The sequence below is a fragment of the Bacillus cereus group sp. N8 genome, from assembly GCF_016483685.1.
Classification (GTDB): domain Bacteria; phylum Bacillota; class Bacilli; order Bacillales; family Bacillaceae_G; genus Bacillus_A; species Bacillus_A proteolyticus.
Genome location: NZ_JAEHBK010000002.1, coordinates 109,699 through 125,407, shown reverse-complemented (window position 1 = coordinate 125,407; position 15,709 = coordinate 109,699). Strand labels below are relative to the sequence as shown.

Below are 15,709 nucleotides of genomic sequence, written 5' to 3'. Positions count from 1 at the left end.
AGGAAGCAACTTCAGTTGCTTCCTTTTTTTATTGACAATGAGTGAATGGCTTCAGTGATAGTATCTGGGCGATCATTTTCTATCCCATGACTAGCATGTTCAGCCAAAATATATTGGCTATTTATTGAGAGATTTAGTTGTTCACGAATAAGTTCTTGCCACATATCTTCAAGTTGTGTAGCTTCTTCTTTTGGCATACCACCCTCAATTAATTGATTAATTGAATATTGAGGATCTCTACCGATAACGATTAATGGTATTACTAATGTTTTATGTTGTTTTTTTATTGAGTGAGCGCAATATTTCCACTCGGACAGCTCAGCAGCTGTCGCCTTATATAAGGAAGGAGATGTGGAAAATTTGATATGCTGTTTTGTTGTATGGACAAGCATTGATTTTAGTTCATTATAAAGTGCTTCTGCATCCATGTTGGAGTATGTATGATATTTTTGTAGCCACATATCATCAGAATCAGTTTGATCAGAAACCGGTAAATGCAGTTCATCTAATCGGTGTAAGTTCATGGAAGTAGAATCAACTAAAAGAAGTGCTTGCAGCCTATCTTCATGTAACATTGCAAAATGTTGTGCGCATAAACCTCCATAGGAATGACCGATTAAAATGATTGGCTCATAAATATCAAGTTCATGTAGTAACATATGTAGCTCTTTTACAACTTGCATTGTTGTACGTCGATTAGTTCCTAGCCCACTTTCTCCGTAACCTGGGCGATGATATGAAATGACCGTAAAGTTTTGTGAAAGCTTTTCTATAATAGGAAGCCAATCGTAAAATGAGCAACCCATTCCTGTTTGAATGACTACAGTTTGTTTACTACTACCTCTCATATATACTTCTACATTTTGTCCAAATATCTCTACTGATCTATTAATAGTAATTCCCCCTAAGCTTGAAATACTTTTTGGCAAGTAAAGACGATACACCAGGCGACTATGCCGAAGAGTATAGATGTACTAAGTGAAAAGGAGTTCTTTAAACCGATATAAACAATAAATAATAGTAGTGCAGATGCAGGAAATCCATATAATACGCCTAAAGCGAATTGACTTAATTCCTGTTTACTCCCACCTTCGAAAGAAATCCAAAATAAACTAAGTAAACTAATAAGAGGAAGGGCTGCGATAAAGCCACCAAGCGTACTAAAATATTTGGCAAATTCGGTTACACCCCCAATAATGAGGGCGGAGACGATGACCTTAACGAGGAAATGCATATTTTGCCTCCTTAGCTAATAACGAAAAGGCTTTTTCTATTAGTTGTTGTTCTTCTTTTGATAACTGTGATTCTAATATTTGTATCTTTTCTTTGTCTAGCAAAGTATGCTTTTCTAATGCTTCAATTCCTTCTGTCGTTAATGTAAGATTCACAACTCTTTCATCTTGTTTATTTCTTTCTTTAATGATAAATCCTTTTTGAATAAGGCGTTTTACATGTTCGGACGCTGTATTATGAGATAAACCAAGTTCAGAAGCAATTTTTCCAATTGTTATATCTTTCTCTCGAGAAATGATTTGTAAAATACGAATTGCTTGATGAGAAAGATTGTCTTCATATTCATAGCGTAAGTGATAGTATATTGTCTCCCAATGTGGATTAATGTCTTTCATATTATAATTCCCCCTGATTTTTATATCGTATTATAAGATATATTCGCTTTGTAAGAATTAAATTCCTGTTATTTTCATAATAAATGTTGAAAAAGTTTATTTTTATTGAAATATAAGGTAATCTATGTGTAAAGGTATACATTTAGCAAGAGAGAGGATGATAGCTGTGAATACATTTAAATGGATTAGTCATGAAAAGATGTATGTAGATCAAATACATGTTGAAAAATGTGGTCCTCTTTCAGTCGGCGTATATGGAGGAAATCAAGAGAGTGATGCATATGAAAGAGGAGATGCAGTGCTAGCTTGGTGGGATCCGAAATTAGAATTTGAATTTGTTATGATTTTTGATACACATCATAAAACGAAAAATATACATTATATAATAGAAGCGATTTCAGAAAGAGAAGAAAAACTAAAAGAGTTATTTTCATACCCAATCCATTTAGCTTTTCATCATACACATATGTATTTATTAGCGTTATTTACAGATGAGCTCTTTATCGAGAAATGTGACCAAGATGATGAGGAACTTGCATGTTTAATTTGTTTACGAAAAGGCGAGTTCTTATATTGGCTATCAGTTGGTGATTGCTTCGCGTATTTATTCCATTCAGAGCAAACGAAAAATGGAAAAGGTAGGCTAAATAAGCGTAAGAACTATGAATATATAGGAAGAAAAAATGTTTTTGCAGCGAATACACCTTGCTTTACATCAGGGATAAGGGGATTAGAAAAAGGTCAAAATCACATTGTAATGGCAACAGATGGTATTTTAGAATGTGATAAACGAAAGTTTGATGATGATCAATCTTTAATAGAAATATTACACGACGGAAGTTGCTTACAGATTGAGCCAGTATTAACAAATGTACTGCAGTGGAAAGGGAGAGATTGTGCCACTATTATTGGATGGTCCATTGATACTGAAAATAGACAATGTGCCAATTAATAAATGAAAGAGAGTTCAAGGGTTTTTGTCCTTGAACTCTTTTTTGTTAAGCAATATGAATATGATACGTTTTTAACCATTCATTTACTTGTAGCATATACTCCATAGCACTTCTTGCTTCAAAATTGTTAATCACTTTATTACTTTGATCAGCAATTGCAAGTAATATGGAATGGTTAATGAGTGAGAAAACAGGATTGTTTTTATTACTGCACATATCAAGTGTTAAATTACGGATTGTTTGTAAGTAGTGTGGATCTTGTGAAGTTGGATAAGCACTTTTTCTTCTATTTCGGACGTCATCAGGTAAAGCTGGTTTCAGTGCCCTACGTAAAATTCCTTTTTCAATATTATCAATACTTTTTATGTTGAAAGGAACGTTCCATAAATATTCAACTAATCTATAATCGCAAAACGGTACACGAACTTCAAATCCTACAGCCATACTCATACGGTCTTTACGGTCGAGTAAGAACGGAAGGAATCGTGTTAAAAATAAATAAAACATTTGACGTTGTTTCGCGGATTTTTTACTTTCCCCTTCAAGAGTAGGTACTTCAAGAGCAGCCTCATGGAATCGTTTATTAATATAATGCTCAGGATTACATTGATTTGTTACTTCGCTTAATAATAGAGAAGATGTGTTTTTCCAGTTTGTTAACCATGGAAACTTATCTACATATAATAGTTCTTCTTGATGAAACCAAGGATATCCCCCGAATACTTCATCAGCAGATTCTCCAGATAAAGCTACGGTTGCATCTTTTTTCATTTCGCAAAATAGTAAATAAAGTGAAGTTTCCATTTCGCCAGCACTCGGTAAATCTTTCGCGTGAAGGGGAACGAATAAGTGATTTGCTAATTCTTCAGCATTCACAATTATGTCATGATGCGATGTCCCCACATAATCAGAAACACGTTTTACCCAAGGAGCATCTAGACCAGTGCGAGCAAATGTAAGTTCGAAATCTTTTGCGCTATTTACAAAGTCAACGGAATACGTATGAAGTGTTTTATTTTTCGCTGCAAATTCTTTACCCGCTAGTGCAGTAATACCGCTAGAGTCTAATCCGCCTGATAACATACAAACGAGGGGAACATCGGCAATTAATTGTCTTTTCACTGTATCTTGTAAAATAGATAAAATATGTGAAGATGTGTCTCTGGTAGAGTCTGTATGGACATTACTTTCTAAATTCCAATACTTCTTAACTATTTTTTTATCACGTGTAAATGTTATAGAATGTCCAGCACGCACTTCCTGAATACGTTTAAAGACACCACATCCAGGAGTTCGAAATAAGCCTAATCCAAATATTTCATTTATGCCATCCGCATCAATTTCAGCAGGAACAGATGGATGAGCTAGTAGTGCTTTTATTTCAGATCCGAAAATAATGCTGTCATTTCTTTCAGTATAAAAGAGTGGCTTTACGCCTAAATGATCACGTGCTAAAAATAATTGTTGCTTTTGATCATCCCATAAGGCGAAAGCGAAAATTCCGTTTAAATGTTGTACGCAATCTTCTTTCCATTCTAAATAAGCATGTAGTAACACTTCTGTATCTGAATGCGTTTCAAATGCATGACCACATTTTCGAAGTTGTTCTCTCAGTTCACGGAAATTATAAATTTCTCCATTATAAGTAAGAGCATACGTATAATCATCAGCACGAAATGTCTTCGGCTGCGTCCCGCCTTCTGGGTCAATAACAATTAAACGTCGGTGTGCAAAGGCCGCACGAGGAGAAAACCAAAATCCTTCAGCATCAGGACCACGATGCTGAATACTATTTGCCATCTTTTCTAAAATAACATGTTGATTTGAAAGATCCTTTTTCCAATCTACCCAACCTGTAATTCCACACATACATATCTCATCTCCTAATTTAAAATTATAAAAATAGATTAATTAAATGAAATGTACATCAGGTTAAAGAATGTCTGCATAAACAGTGTACTACACTAATTGAATTCCAGACTTGAGAAAATTTTCTTCAAGCTTATATTTATATGAGACAATGGCTAAGGAAAAGTCCCCCATATTACATACAAAAAATAAAAAAAGATGAGAGAAAAAAATTTCCAAAACGTTATATAGGGTGTAAAAGCTTTTACAAAAAAATAAGGGGAATCGCTACATGAAATCAAATGAGAAAAATTTTATAAAAAGATTACGGCGGCAAAAAGAAGATGCGCTAGAATTTGTTGTCGATACATACTTACCGCTCATAAAGGGGATAACGCACAAAGTTCTTCTTCCAGTTCAAAATGATGGATTGATAGAGGAATGTGTAAATGATATATTTCTTTCCATTTGGAATAACGCAAATAAGTTTCATGGAGAGCCGAGTGATTTTAAAAAATGGATTGCAGCGATTGCAAAATTTAAGGCAATTGATTATTACCGAAAAGCGAATAAAAAAGTAGAAATCATTTCAGATGAGTTTCATATAAGTACGGAAAAATCGGCAGAAGACGAATTAATCGTTATGGAAGATAGGGAAGAATTATTGAAGCTTATTAATCAATTAGAACCGTTAGATCAAAAAGTATTCATCATGAAATATCTTCTCGGTATGAAGACAGAGGAAATAGGTGACAAATTAGGATTAACCAGGGCGGCGATTGATAACCGTGTGTACCGTGGAAAAAAGAAACTACAACAAAATGCTACGAATATTAGTTTTGGAGGTAGTGCAATATGAAAGACATTTATGAACTATTAAATGATATTGATATAGATGAAAAAGAACTTGAGGAAATTGAGGCTTCTGAAATTGAAAAAGAAAAAGTGAAGCGTAATGTAAAACAATCAATACGTACGAAGAAAAAGATGAAAAGTTGGAAAAAAGGTGTCGCTGCTGCATCTATTTTAGTAGGATTATCAGTTGCAACGCTTGGTATCGGATTTCCTACATATGCCGGGGGATTGCCAATTGTAGGTGACATATTCCGATTTTTAGATAATGGTAGAACAGGGTTATATGAAAATTATAAAGAGTTTTCGACTGAGTTGAATATGACGAGGGAGAGTAATGGGGTTAAGGTTACAATTAATGATGTGATTTCTGATGGCAGAACATTATCTATAACGTATTCACTGGAAAGTGAGCAAGACTTAGGGGATGATCCTATCATATTAGGCGGATTGGATATAATGGACGCTCATGGTAGTTCAGGAAGTGGGAAAATGACTAAAGTTACTGAAAAAAAGTATGTAGGTATGGTAACAACGACGCACCATGATAGTAATAAAAAGGACAAAATAAACTTTAGATGGAATATAGAGGGAATAGAGATACCAGATAGGAAAAAATCAATACAAGGTAATTGGAATTTCGCGTTAACTGTAAAATCAATGGATAGTAAAGAGAGAACAATTGGTGGAAGTTCGGAAAAAGAAGGTATAAAAGCAAATATGGAAAAGATCGCAATGTCGCCGGTTTCATTTATTCTTTATTACAATCAAGAAGTTTCTAAGGGTGCGAGGAAAGAATGGGATAGTGTAGATGTTGAATTGACGGTTAAGGATGATTTAGGGAATGATTATTCGGGTGAAGGAAATGGGGGAAGTGGCAACGATCCTTACAATATTCGATGGAGTGCTACATTCCAAAAGTTAAACGAAAATGCAACAAAGCTTATCGTTACACCTCGTGTACACTTGCGAGTTCATACACCTGAAAATCATGGTGGAGTGGAGTATGTGAATGGAAAAGAGAAGAAAATAGAAGTGCCGAAAAAAGAAGCGAAGAGTAAAGATATTGTTCTAGATGATATCGTAATTGATTTAAAGAAATAAAAGAGAGACTGCCTAAAATCGTTAGGCAGTCTTTTTTTCGTTAAGGACTAGTAACGAGCAATGCATGCGGATGCTGCGTTTTATATTCATCTTTCCACGGAATGTTTAGTTGTTCCCACGATTCGCCGCTATCATTGGATTGAAACACGCCGTTGTTATTTAAAGTGTAAAACGTATGTGGTTCTGCTTGATTTGTAGCAAACATCGAAATGACTGTACCGATTGCAGATGGTAGACCTTGCTGTACTTGCTCGAAAGGAGTATCTTTCGTTTTTCGATAAATATAAGATTCATAAGGAATACGGTGATGAGCGAGATCAGCACTCGGTGCGGCAGAAACGAGAATTGTATTACAATCAGCTGGATCGATAGCCATGCTGTATAAATAATGATGCTCAAGTCCGTCACTACATGAGATCCAGCTGTTTCCACTGTTATAACTTTCAAGATATGCACGATCAGGTCCGCCCATAAATCCATCACCACATGATGCATAAAGGCGATTTGGGGCTTCAGGGTGCATAAGTAATTGATGAGCATCGATAGGAGCACCGAATTTTTTATCAATCCATGTATGCCCTTTATCATTACTTTGAATAACGGCACCAGCTTCGATTGAAACATGGATTGTATTTGGGTTAGTTGGATCAACTGTAATCCAGCGTACGTGATGGGTAAAAGGTCTAGGCGGAAAAGCCCACGTATAAGAAGATAATAATGATTTCATATTTTTAAGTTCAGTCCACGTTTCACCACCATTTTCTGAACGGAATAAAGTACTAGGTTCTGTACCTACATAAACGACACCATATCCGTTAACTTGTTCATTAGGGCTTATCGTAATGGAAGTAATCGAAGAATGTAAAATACCATCTTCTTTAGGGAAATCAAAGTAACGATAAGAATCTCCAATCGGTCTCCATGAATCTCCGCCATCGTCACTTAGCCATAAACCTCGTCCAAAGGTGCCGCAATAAACACGATTTGTTTGGAATGGATCAACCACAATACAGGTAGGTTGCATATTTTGTAAATGATATGTGGTTTCATAGTTACCATATTGTTCTTTTATTACAACAAGTTCACGCTCCATGCAGAGAAATAAACGTTTCATTTTAGTAACCTCCTTAAAAATTCTTTCATTATTAAACAATATGAAGTTGAAAAAGAAGTAGTCTTATTTTTTGTTGAGAAAAAGGACTTGTTTGAAAAGTAGCGAAGAGTGTATACAGAGGAAGCGGGCGTTTACGAGCAGTCAATTCGGGATAAAGATGGGGAGTTTGTTTCATACTAACATACAGATATTGCACTTAAAGGAGTATAAGTATGGGACATTCACATGATCACGGTCATTCAAAAAATAAAAAGGCGTTATTAATTGCCTTCCTATTAACAACAAGCTTTATGATTGCTGAAGTTATTGGCGGGTTTGTAACAAATAGCTTAGCACTATTGTCTGACGCAGGGCATATGTTAAGTGATGCAGTATCCTTAGCTTTAAGTTTACTTGCGTTCAAGCTTGGAGAAAAAACGGCAACGGCCGCGAAAACATATGGGTATAAGCGAGTCGAAATGTTAGCGGCATTATGTAATGGTGTCGTTCTTATTGTCATTTCAGTATATATTTTTATTGAAGCAATTCGTCGTTTTAAGGAACCAGTTGAAATCGCCAGTAATGGAATGCTCGTTATTGCTGTGCTTGGTCTGCTTATTAATATTGTATCAGCTTGGATATTAATGAGAGGCGGAGATGTGAAAGGTAATTTGAATTTAAGAAGTGCTTTCTTACACGTACTAGGCGATTTATTAGGTTCAGTTGGAGCGATTATTGCTGCGTTACTTATCAAATTTTTCGGATGGACTGCTGCAGATGCGATTGCTAGTATTCTTGTGTCTATTTTAGTCATTATTAGTGGGTGGCGTATAACACGTGATACGGTCCATATATTAATGGAAGGTGTACCGCAACACATAAATGTTGAAGAAGTAAAAAGTACATTATTAAATATTCCGATTGTAAAAGAAGTTCATGATTTGCACATATGGTCTGTCACATCTGATTTTCAAGTATTAACTTGTCACCTTATTATAAAAGGTAATGAGACGCAAAGTGTATTAGAAGAGGCAACGGATGTATTAAAGGAGAGGTTTCATGTAGAACATGTCACCATTCAAGTAGAAATAGACGGTGAATTCAAGCATAGTGAAACAACTTGCAAAGTATGAAAGAAAAAGGATAAGAAAAAGTGTCATAACATTTTTCGCAGGGCATACATATATATAATGTGGCCACAAATACTTTGTAAGGTAAATATTTCATAAGATTACTTTACTTATTAAGAATCATCTTTTATAATCAAAAGTGGTAATTGATAAAGATTATCATTTTCAATGATCGTAGAAAGGAGTTTTTTAAAAGATGAGTAGTCAACTCCGTTTTGCTGTTGAAAATCGTAAGAGGCATTTAATTGATGAGTTAATTGGAGCAGGGGTGTTTAAGATTCGCGACCGACAATTATACGAGCTATCTTTAGAGGAATTGGAAAAAGAGTACGAAGATATTGAAGATTACGCAAATATTCAGGCATAGCATATAGATTATTAAAGAAGGAGCTGGTTACACTTTTGTGTAACCAGCTTTATTCTTCTTTCATAGAAATCATTTTTTGTATTTCTTTCATGGGACGGAGCCAGTTTTGAGCCATCATTTGTTCCATTCGTTTTTCGTCCTGCTTTTGAAGTGCTTGAATGATAGAGTGATGTTCTTTAATAGATTGACTTGCAGGCACAAAGTTTTGGAAAAACAAATATTCAAGTCGTAAAACGTGAAGCTGCATATTTTCTAGAAAAGGTTCAATATATCGGTTTTTTGCAATAGAAGTAATTGTATTGTGAAATTGTATATCTAGTTTTAAAGCTTTTTTTGAATCTTTTTCATGCATAGATTGTTGAAAAGTATCATTTATCTCGGAAAGTAGTTTAATATCAGCATCTGTAACTTTTTGAAGTGCTTGTTTTCCTATAATTGAGTGAAGACCGGCCAGCGTCTCATAAATGATAGATACGTCTTCTAATTTAATAGGAGCAATTTTCGTTTTTTGACCGGGAATCATTTCTACTAGCCCAGAAAGCTCTAAAATTTGTAAAGCTTCTCTAACTGGTGTTCTACTTACTCCTAATGCTTCTGCCAATTCCCCATCATTAATTTTTTCATCTGGTTGTAATACACCTTCTATAATCCAATCTTGTAGTTGGGTTAAAACGAGTGACTTTGCGGAAACTCTTCCAGGTTTTTTATAATTTTGAGGGACAGGCATAAATAATTCAATCCTTTCATTGTATATTTTGTTTTTTTCTACTCATAAGTTTTAGCTTCGGTTTTCCTTCATCCGGCTTTTGGCTTAATATAAGCACCATTACAATGACACAAAAAGCACCTAATAACTGAAAAGATTGAAACGGTACGTGCAAAATAAGTACGGAAGAAATAATAGCTGCGAGCGGCTCTGTACAACCAAATAACGTTGTTTCTTTCGGCGTAAGGTATCTTATGCTATCTAAGTATAAATAAAATGCTATGAGTGTCCCGAAAATGACTACGAATGTAATGAGCGGGAGGGTACTTAAATTTACATAGTTCATAGTGGATAATAAAATGAATTCGTTTGTGGAAATAAAGTGTAAAATCGTTACACCAATCCCCCCAATAATCATACCCCAGCCAACGATAACAGATGAAGACCACTTTTCTAACAATTCTTTTGAATACAAACTATAAAATGCAAGAGATAGTCCAGAGAAAATGCCCCAAATGATAGCTGGTGTAGATACAGCTAATCTATGCATAGACCCGTTTGTTAATAAGAGAAAAGTCCCTACTAATGAGAGTGTAATTGAAATATAATCAATTTTTGATGGACGAACGTTCCATTTGAAAAGTAAGTATACAGTGATAAATATAGGGGCTAAATATTGTAACAAAGTTGCAACAGCAGCGTTTCCTTCTTTAATAGAGGCGAAGTACGTGTACTGTACAGCAAGCATGCCTAAAAGACCGAACAAAATCATTTTACTAGCGTCGGATTTTTGCTTCCAGATGGAAAAGATCTCTTTTTTTCTCGTTCCGAATGATGAAATAATGAGTAAAATAACCCCAGATATAAGCAAACGGATCGTAACTAACCATTCGGCTGAAACATTTTCATATTGAAAAAGTTGTTGCGCGGCTGTTCCTGACAACCCCCATAAACAAGCACCGATTATGACCATTATAATTCCTTTTAATCGATTTGGATTCATAAGGTATATAGTCCTCCTTCCAAAATATATATTGGATACAATATGCAATATATCACGAAATGGGGGATTTATAAATTGAAATTTCTGATTTCCTTAAATGGAAATGGTATGAAGTGTAGTTAGGTCTATAATACAAGGAAGTAGGCTAAATAAAGCAAGATAAAATTATAAAATTAAATCATAATCAAGAGGATAAAAAAATAAAGATAAGAGTAATTTGATTTGTTAAAAATATGTGTATAAGGAGATATGTGATGAGCTGGGTCACCCATAAACCAACATTTGAATTCGATAATTATAGTCATTTTATTCGGACGAATACAGCGTGGATTGGGCATTTAAATTTCGCATATGATTTAGTAAGGTTTGAAAAGCCGGAAGTATTAGTTGAGTTAGGGACACATTTAGGGGCTTCCTTTTTCAGTTTTTGTCAAGGGGTAAAAGATGGAGGATTAGGTACAAAATGTTTTGCTGTAGATACTTGGACGGGAGATGAGCATACAGGTCCATATGGGGAAGGTGTTTTTCAAATAGTAAATAAAGTAGTAAATACGAGTTATCCTAATATAGGTAATTTAATTCGCTCTACTTTTGACGAGGCTGTGGATCAATTTCAAGATGGAACGATAAATTTGTTGCATATTGATGGCTATCATACGTACGAAGCAGTTTCTCATGATTATAAAACATGGTTACCGAAACTTGCGGATAACGGTATCGTTTTATTTCATGATATTGAAGTTAAAGAACTTGATTTTGGGGTGTATAAATTTTGGGATGAAGTTAAAGCGAAGCACCCTCATTTTCAGTTTGAGCATTCATATGGGCTTGGTGTATTATTTCCGAAAGGTTATAGCGATAAGTTTGTGGAAATACTTAAAAATAAAGAAGAAATACAAAATATGTATAGGTAGAAGTGGAGCATGCATCATTTTAATGATGTGTGCTTTTTTTATCTGGGAAATAATAGGGCTGCGTAAAAGGTGAGGATAATAGTAAAAAGTTTTGTCGTGGCAAATATTAAAAAAGTTACTCTTGGATTGATCTTTATAAATAAAAATATAATATTTTTATTTTTTCATTGCGAAAAGTAGCATCTACTTTTACAATAGAAAGGGTTGTGAATATATTATACCGAAAAAATAAATCGAAATAATATGAAAATTTTGTTTTGTCTTCGCTAATTGTATACTACATACACGTAAGACGACATACATCATGTTATCGACTTGTAAGGAGAGAAGAAAATGAAAAGTGTAAGATTACCCTCGATGCTAGAAATCATCATTCTTTTATTCCTATTTCTTGCTGTCGTCTTTTCCTTCCAAACGATTTTTGATCTCCCAATTCAATTAGCGCTATTTATTTCATGGTTTTTAGTTATTGCGCTTGGATTAAGGTTAGGATTTCGTTATCAAGAATTGCAAGATGCAATTACGAAAGGGATTTCTAATGGATTAGAAGCAATTCTTATTTTAGTTGCAGTTGGAGCTTTAATTGGAACATGGATAGCTGGTGGTGTTGTACCCACATTAATTTATTATGGATTAGAATTCATTCACCCTAGCATATTCTTATTGGCAACTTTAATTATTTGTTCCATAACTTCTATCGCGACAGGAACATCATGGGGAACAGTTGGAACAGCTGGTATTGCTATGATGGCGATTGGTGAAGGGCTTGGATTACCACTTCCGCTTGTTGCGGGTGCAGTCCTTTCAGGAGCTTATTTCGGGGATAAGTTATCACCACTTTCTGATAGCACAGTTCTTGCAGCCTCTATGGCGAAAGTAGATGTTATTGCTCACGTTCGGGCTATGCTCGTGTTAGACGTTCCGGCTTATATTATTACCAGCATTATGTTTACTGTTGCTGGATGGATGTACGGCGGGGACAATGTAGACTTGAATAGAGTAGAGTTTTTAAAAGAATCTTTATTAAAGCACTTTGATATTAAAATATGGATGCTTGTTCCAGCAGTCATTGTTATTGTGCTATTGGCGCTGAAGAAACCTTCTATGCCAACAATTGCTATGGGAGCTTTAATTGGTGCAATTTGGGCAACTCTTTTCCAAGGAATGAACTTTGGAGAGGCGATTGGAACAGCATATAACGGATTTTCAATTCAATCGGGTGTTGAGTTTGTAGATAAGTTATTAAATCGTGGTGGAATTAACGGTATGCTTGGTTCAGTAGCCGTGATTATTTTCGGATTAGGTTTTGGTGGACTACTTGAAAAGCTAGGTGTTTTAAAAGTAATCGTATCAAAATTTGAGAAGAAATTAAATTCTGCAGGTAATGTAACATTGTCTACATTAATCGTGGCATTCTTAGCTAATATATTTGGTTGTGCGATGTACGTATCGCTTATTTTAACACCGAAAATTATGGAAGATAGTTATGATAAATTAAAAATAGACCGCCGTGTATTAGCGCGTAACTCAGAAGTAGGTGGAACGTTAACTTCTGGTATGGTTCCGTGGTCGGATAATGGTATTTTTATGGCTGGTATTTTAGGTGTGGCAACGTTCTCATACGTTCCATTTATGTGGTTAAGCTTCGTTTCATTAATTTTGGCAGTTATTTACGGATATACAGGCAAATTCATTTGGTATGTAGATGACGTTGAAAAAGGAAAGCAAGCATCATAAAAAAAATACCTTCTGCGGTGGCAGAAGGTATTTTTTTTATATATAAGAGTGAGAATTCTTATCATTTGGGTGGAAGTCTGTTAAAATGAGAAATGTAGGTATTTTATTTTCAAGGGGATGAAAAAATGGAGTACAGAATTGAAAGAGATACATTAGGAGAAATAAAAGTTCCAGCTGATAAATTATGGGCAGCACAAACGCAGCGTAGTAAAGAAAACTTTCCAATTGGAACAGAGCAAATGCCGCTTGAAATTGTAAAAGCATTTGCAATTTTAAAGAAAAGTGCAGCACTTAGCAATCAAAAATTAGGAAAGTTATCAGAAGAAAAAGCAGGAGCCATTGTGGAAGCTGCTGATGAAGTAATTGCAGAGAAATGGAATGAACATTTTCCACTTGTCGTATGGCAAACAGGTAGTGGTACACAATCGAATATGAATGTAAATGAAGTAATTGCAAACCGCGGTAATCAAATTTTGAAAGAAAAGGGATCTGACGTACATATTCATCCGAATGATGATGTGAACATGTCTCAAAGTTCAAATGATACGTTCCCAACAGCGCTTCATGTAGCGTGTGTAATTGCGGTAGAAAATCATGTATTACCAGCTATTACGAAATTAAAAGAAACATTAGCAGAAAAAGTGACTGCATTTGAACATATTATTAAAATCGGTCGTACGCATTTACAAGATGCAACACCATTAACGTTAGGACAAGAAATTAGCGGATGGCACCGTATGTTTGAAAAAACAGAGCGTATGATTGCGGATAGCAATACATATATGAAAGAATTAGCAATTGGTGGTACTGCGGTTGGAACAGGTATTAATGCTCATCCTAAATTTGGTGATATGGTAGCAGAGGAAATTAGTCAATTTACAGGTAAGAAATTTATTTCTGCACCAAATAAGTTCCATGCGTTAACGAGTCATGATGAAGTTGTATTTGCACACGGAGCATTAAAAGCATTAGCTGCTGATTTAATGAAGATTGCTAACGATGTACGCTGGCTTGCAAGTGGTCCCCGTAGTGGTCTAGGAGAAATTATTATTCCGGCAAATGAGCCAGGAAGCTCTATTATGCCAGGTAAAGTAAATCCAACGCAAAGTGAAGCGTTAACGATGGTTGTAGCGCAAGTTATGGGGAATGACGCAACAATCGGATTCGCTGCGAGTCAAGGTAACTTTGAGTTAAACGTATTTAAACCTGTTATTGCCTATAACTTCTTACAATCAGCTCACTTATTAGCGGATGCGATTGTTTCATTTAATGATAATTGTGCAGTAGGTATTGAAGCAGATGAAGAAGTAATTAATGAAAATGTGAATCGTTCATTAATGCTTGTAACAGCATTAAACCCGCATATTGGATATGAAAACGCAGCGAAAATTGCGAAGCATGCTCATAAAGATGGGTTAACTTTAAAAGAGGCAGCGCTGCAATCTGGATTACTAACAGAAGAGCAATTTGATGAAATTGTAGATCCGAAAAAAATGATTGCTCCGAAAGAGTAATAGAAAAAGCCAAGGTTCTTAGTATAGAATCTTGGCTTTTTTTGATATTCATTTTTATGTTTCCTCCACTTGTACTACTGCAAGCTCCAAAAGATATTATTTGTTAGCAGACGTATTCATTACTTTCATATGTGGGCAGTTCTCTTTTAAGAGTGAAATGAATTTTTCTTCTTCTTGTGGTACGAAAGTTGTCACAGAGTCAAATAAATTATAATCAATTTCTAATTGCTGCCTAGTCCATTTTTCTGAACGGAGTGTTTTGCCAGAGTATTTAATGTGACGAATATCTTCAAATGGAATTTCAGTACGTAATATGAAACCGTGTTTTACAATAAGAGAAGATTCCGTTATGTTGTAGTGAGAGAAATAGAATGAAGAGAGATTCACGATATTTAACAGCATCATGAGAGTGAAAAAAATAGAATTCTCATTTTGCAAGAATAATGAAATGAAAAAAATAATTATAAATAATGTAATGAAAATGACGTGAAATGGATTTTTTTTCGCTTTAAACTTCAAGTTAGTCACCTCGTTATACGTGTTCTTTAAATAAATTAAATCACAACATCGTAATAAAACGTGGAAATATGCAGAATTGCATATTCTTTCGGTTTATTATTCGTGTAAAATTTTTTGATAGGATAAATTTAAATGAAGTTTTTAGTAGTGGAGTGGCATAAAGTGACTAACAAGAATAGAAGTGTAGTGCTAGTTATAATTAGTTGTATGATGATTATGAGTGGCTGCTCAAATAGATTCGTTGAGGATGGAAAGCGAAAACATGTATTTGTACAAGCGAGTAAAGTTTTAGTGGAAGTTGTTTATAAAATATATAAAGGGTAAAAAGGGTGTTTCTATAT

The 15,709-nt window shown here is 34.8% G+C and carries 17 protein-coding genes; 9 read left to right on the top strand and 8 right to left on the bottom strand.

Features of this window, described 5'->3' with window-relative positions; translation table 11 throughout:
* Window positions 1–11: 11 nt before the first annotated feature.
* The 3 genes from JDS80_RS04665 to JDS80_RS04655 are packed head-to-tail and all read right to left on the bottom strand — an operon-like array spanning window position 12 to window position 1,628.
* A complete protein-coding gene (locus JDS80_RS04665; protein WP_199637242.1) occupies window positions 12–944 on the bottom strand; it encodes an alpha/beta fold hydrolase in 933 nt (310 codons plus the stop codon).
* Window positions 905–1,234: a DUF3147 family protein gene (locus JDS80_RS04660; protein WP_199637240.1), complete on the bottom strand. Its 330-nt coding sequence runs from the start codon at window positions 1,232–1,234 to the stop codon at window positions 905–907. The genes JDS80_RS04665 and JDS80_RS04660 overlap by 40 nt, the downstream gene beginning before the upstream one ends.
* Entirely contained in the window at window positions 1,218–1,628 is a 411-nt protein-coding gene (locus JDS80_RS04655) for a MarR family winged helix-turn-helix transcriptional regulator (RefSeq protein ID WP_071745033.1), read from the bottom strand. The genes JDS80_RS04660 and JDS80_RS04655 overlap by 17 nt, the downstream gene beginning before the upstream one ends.
* 124 nt (window positions 1,629–1,752) lie before the next feature.
* Between JDS80_RS04655 and JDS80_RS04650 the strand changes: the two genes are divergently transcribed.
* Window positions 1,753–2,580 (top strand): PP2C family serine/threonine-protein phosphatase, encoded by an 828-nt coding sequence (locus JDS80_RS04650; RefSeq protein ID WP_071745034.1) that lies wholly within the window; start codon window positions 1,753–1,755, stop codon window positions 2,578–2,580.
* Between the two features lie 46 nt (window positions 2,581–2,626).
* Here the strand turns inward: JDS80_RS04650 and asnB are convergent, their stop codons facing one another.
* Entirely contained in the window at window positions 2,627–4,450 is a 1,824-nt protein-coding gene (asnB, locus tag JDS80_RS04645; RefSeq protein WP_071745035.1) for an asparagine synthase (glutamine-hydrolyzing), read from the bottom strand.
* A 271-nt stretch (window positions 4,451–4,721) separates the two neighbouring features.
* On the opposite strand from asnB, the gene JDS80_RS04640 reads away from it, so the two are divergent.
* Window positions 4,722–5,288 carry a sigma-70 family RNA polymerase sigma factor gene (locus tag JDS80_RS04640; protein WP_199637238.1) on the top strand — a complete coding sequence of 189 codons (567 nt, stop codon included), beginning with the start codon at window positions 4,722–4,724 and terminating at the stop codon, window positions 5,286–5,288.
* A complete protein-coding gene (locus JDS80_RS04635) occupies window positions 5,285–6,385 on the top strand; it encodes a DUF4179 domain-containing protein (RefSeq protein WP_071745037.1) in 1,101 nt (366 codons plus the stop codon). Before JDS80_RS04640 ends, JDS80_RS04635 begins: the two co-directional genes overlap by 4 nt.
* A gap of 40 nt (window positions 6,386–6,425) precedes the next feature.
* Here the strand turns inward: JDS80_RS04635 and JDS80_RS04630 are convergent, their stop codons facing one another.
* Window positions 6,426–7,499: a WD40/YVTN/BNR-like repeat-containing protein gene (locus tag JDS80_RS04630; protein ID WP_071745038.1), complete on the bottom strand. Its 1,074-nt coding sequence runs from the start codon at window positions 7,497–7,499 to the stop codon at window positions 6,426–6,428.
* 212 nt (window positions 7,500–7,711) lie between these two features.
* On the opposite strand from JDS80_RS04630, the gene JDS80_RS04625 reads away from it, so the two are divergent.
* Entirely contained in the window at window positions 7,712–8,611 is a 900-nt protein-coding gene (locus JDS80_RS04625; protein ID WP_199637236.1) for a cation diffusion facilitator family transporter, read from the top strand.
* 193 nt (window positions 8,612–8,804) lie between these two features.
* Entirely contained in the window at window positions 8,805–8,975 is a 171-nt protein-coding gene (gene fbpA / locus JDS80_RS04620) for a Fur-regulated basic protein FbpA (RefSeq protein ID WP_000098300.1), read from the top strand.
* A 49-nt stretch (window positions 8,976–9,024) separates the two neighbouring features.
* On the opposite strand, the gene JDS80_RS04615 is transcribed toward fbpA, so the two are convergent.
* Both JDS80_RS04615 and JDS80_RS04610 read right to left on the bottom strand, forming a co-directional pair.
* Window positions 9,025–9,702, bottom strand: a complete 678-nt coding sequence (locus JDS80_RS04615) for a GntR family transcriptional regulator (RefSeq protein WP_098888121.1) — start codon at window positions 9,700–9,702, stop codon at window positions 9,025–9,027.
* A gap of 16 nt (window positions 9,703–9,718) precedes the next feature.
* Window positions 9,719–10,684: a DMT family transporter gene (locus JDS80_RS04610; RefSeq protein WP_199637235.1), complete on the bottom strand. Its 966-nt coding sequence runs from the start codon at window positions 10,682–10,684 to the stop codon at window positions 9,719–9,721.
* A 254-nt stretch (window positions 10,685–10,938) separates the two neighbouring features.
* On the opposite strand from JDS80_RS04610, the gene JDS80_RS04605 reads away from it, so the two are divergent.
* From JDS80_RS04605 to fumC, 3 genes are all read left to right on the top strand, one after another.
* Window positions 10,939–11,598 (top strand): class I SAM-dependent methyltransferase, encoded by a 660-nt coding sequence (locus tag JDS80_RS04605; RefSeq protein ID WP_199637233.1) that lies wholly within the window; start codon window positions 10,939–10,941, stop codon window positions 11,596–11,598.
* A 333-nt stretch (window positions 11,599–11,931) separates the two neighbouring features.
* A complete protein-coding gene (nhaC, locus tag JDS80_RS04600; protein WP_071745042.1) occupies window positions 11,932–13,335 on the top strand; it encodes a Na+/H+ antiporter NhaC in 1,404 nt (467 codons plus the stop codon).
* A gap of 125 nt (window positions 13,336–13,460) precedes the next feature.
* Window positions 13,461–14,849, top strand: a complete 1,389-nt coding sequence (gene fumC / locus JDS80_RS04595) for a class II fumarate hydratase (RefSeq protein WP_199637231.1) — start codon at window positions 13,461–13,463, stop codon at window positions 14,847–14,849.
* A gap of 96 nt (window positions 14,850–14,945) precedes the next feature.
* Here the strand turns inward: fumC and JDS80_RS04590 are convergent, their stop codons facing one another.
* Entirely contained in the window at window positions 14,946–15,368 is a 423-nt protein-coding gene (locus tag JDS80_RS04590) for a PH domain-containing protein (protein WP_097831582.1), read from the bottom strand.
* A gap of 132 nt (window positions 15,369–15,500) precedes the next feature.
* Between JDS80_RS04590 and JDS80_RS04585 the strand changes: the two genes are divergently transcribed.
* Window positions 15,501–15,692 (top strand): hypothetical protein, encoded by a 192-nt coding sequence (locus JDS80_RS04585; protein ID WP_071745044.1) that lies wholly within the window; start codon window positions 15,501–15,503, stop codon window positions 15,690–15,692.
* Window positions 15,693–15,709 lie beyond the last annotated feature (17 nt).

Excerpts from the sequence above, each read along its gene's own strand:
- JDS80_RS04635 (WP_071745037.1), top strand. The coding sequence starts at position 5,285 with ATGAAAGACATTTATGAACTATTAAATGATATTGATATAGATGAAAAA.
- JDS80_RS04650 (WP_071745034.1), top strand. The coding sequence starts at position 1,753 with ATGTGTAAAGGTATACATTTAGCAAGAGAGAGGATGATAGCTGTGAAT.
- JDS80_RS04615 (WP_098888121.1), bottom strand. The coding sequence starts at position 9,702 with ATGCCTGTCCCTCAAAATTATAAAAAACCTGGAAGAGTTTCCGCAAAG.
- JDS80_RS04625 (WP_199637236.1), top strand. The coding sequence starts at position 7,712 with ATGGGACATTCACATGATCACGGTCATTCAAAAAATAAAAAGGCGTTA.
- JDS80_RS04605 (WP_199637233.1), top strand. The coding sequence starts at position 10,939 with ATGAGCTGGGTCACCCATAAACCAACATTTGAATTCGATAATTATAGT.
- fbpA (WP_000098300.1), top strand. The coding sequence starts at position 8,805 with ATGAGTAGTCAACTCCGTTTTGCTGTTGAAAATCGTAAGAGGCATTTA.
- JDS80_RS04655 (WP_071745033.1), bottom strand. The coding sequence starts at position 1,628 with ATGAAAGACATTAATCCACATTGGGAGACAATATACTATCACTTACGC.
- JDS80_RS04585 (WP_071745044.1), top strand. The coding sequence starts at position 15,501 with ATGAAGTTTTTAGTAGTGGAGTGGCATAAAGTGACTAACAAGAATAGA.
- JDS80_RS04610 (WP_199637235.1), bottom strand. The coding sequence starts at position 10,684 with ATGAATCCAAATCGATTAAAAGGAATTATAATGGTCATAATCGGTGCT.
- fumC (WP_199637231.1), top strand. The coding sequence starts at position 13,461 with ATGGAGTACAGAATTGAAAGAGATACATTAGGAGAAATAAAAGTTCCA.
- asnB (WP_071745035.1), bottom strand. The coding sequence starts at position 4,450 with ATGTGTGGAATTACAGGTTGGGTAGATTGGAAAAAGGATCTTTCAAAT.
- nhaC (WP_071745042.1), top strand. The coding sequence starts at position 11,932 with ATGAAAAGTGTAAGATTACCCTCGATGCTAGAAATCATCATTCTTTTA.
- JDS80_RS04660 (WP_199637240.1), bottom strand. The coding sequence starts at position 1,234 with ATGCATTTCCTCGTTAAGGTCATCGTCTCCGCCCTCATTATTGGGGGT.
- JDS80_RS04640 (WP_199637238.1), top strand. The coding sequence starts at position 4,722 with ATGAAATCAAATGAGAAAAATTTTATAAAAAGATTACGGCGGCAAAAA.
- JDS80_RS04630 (WP_071745038.1), bottom strand. The coding sequence starts at position 7,499 with ATGAAACGTTTATTTCTCTGCATGGAGCGTGAACTTGTTGTAATAAAA.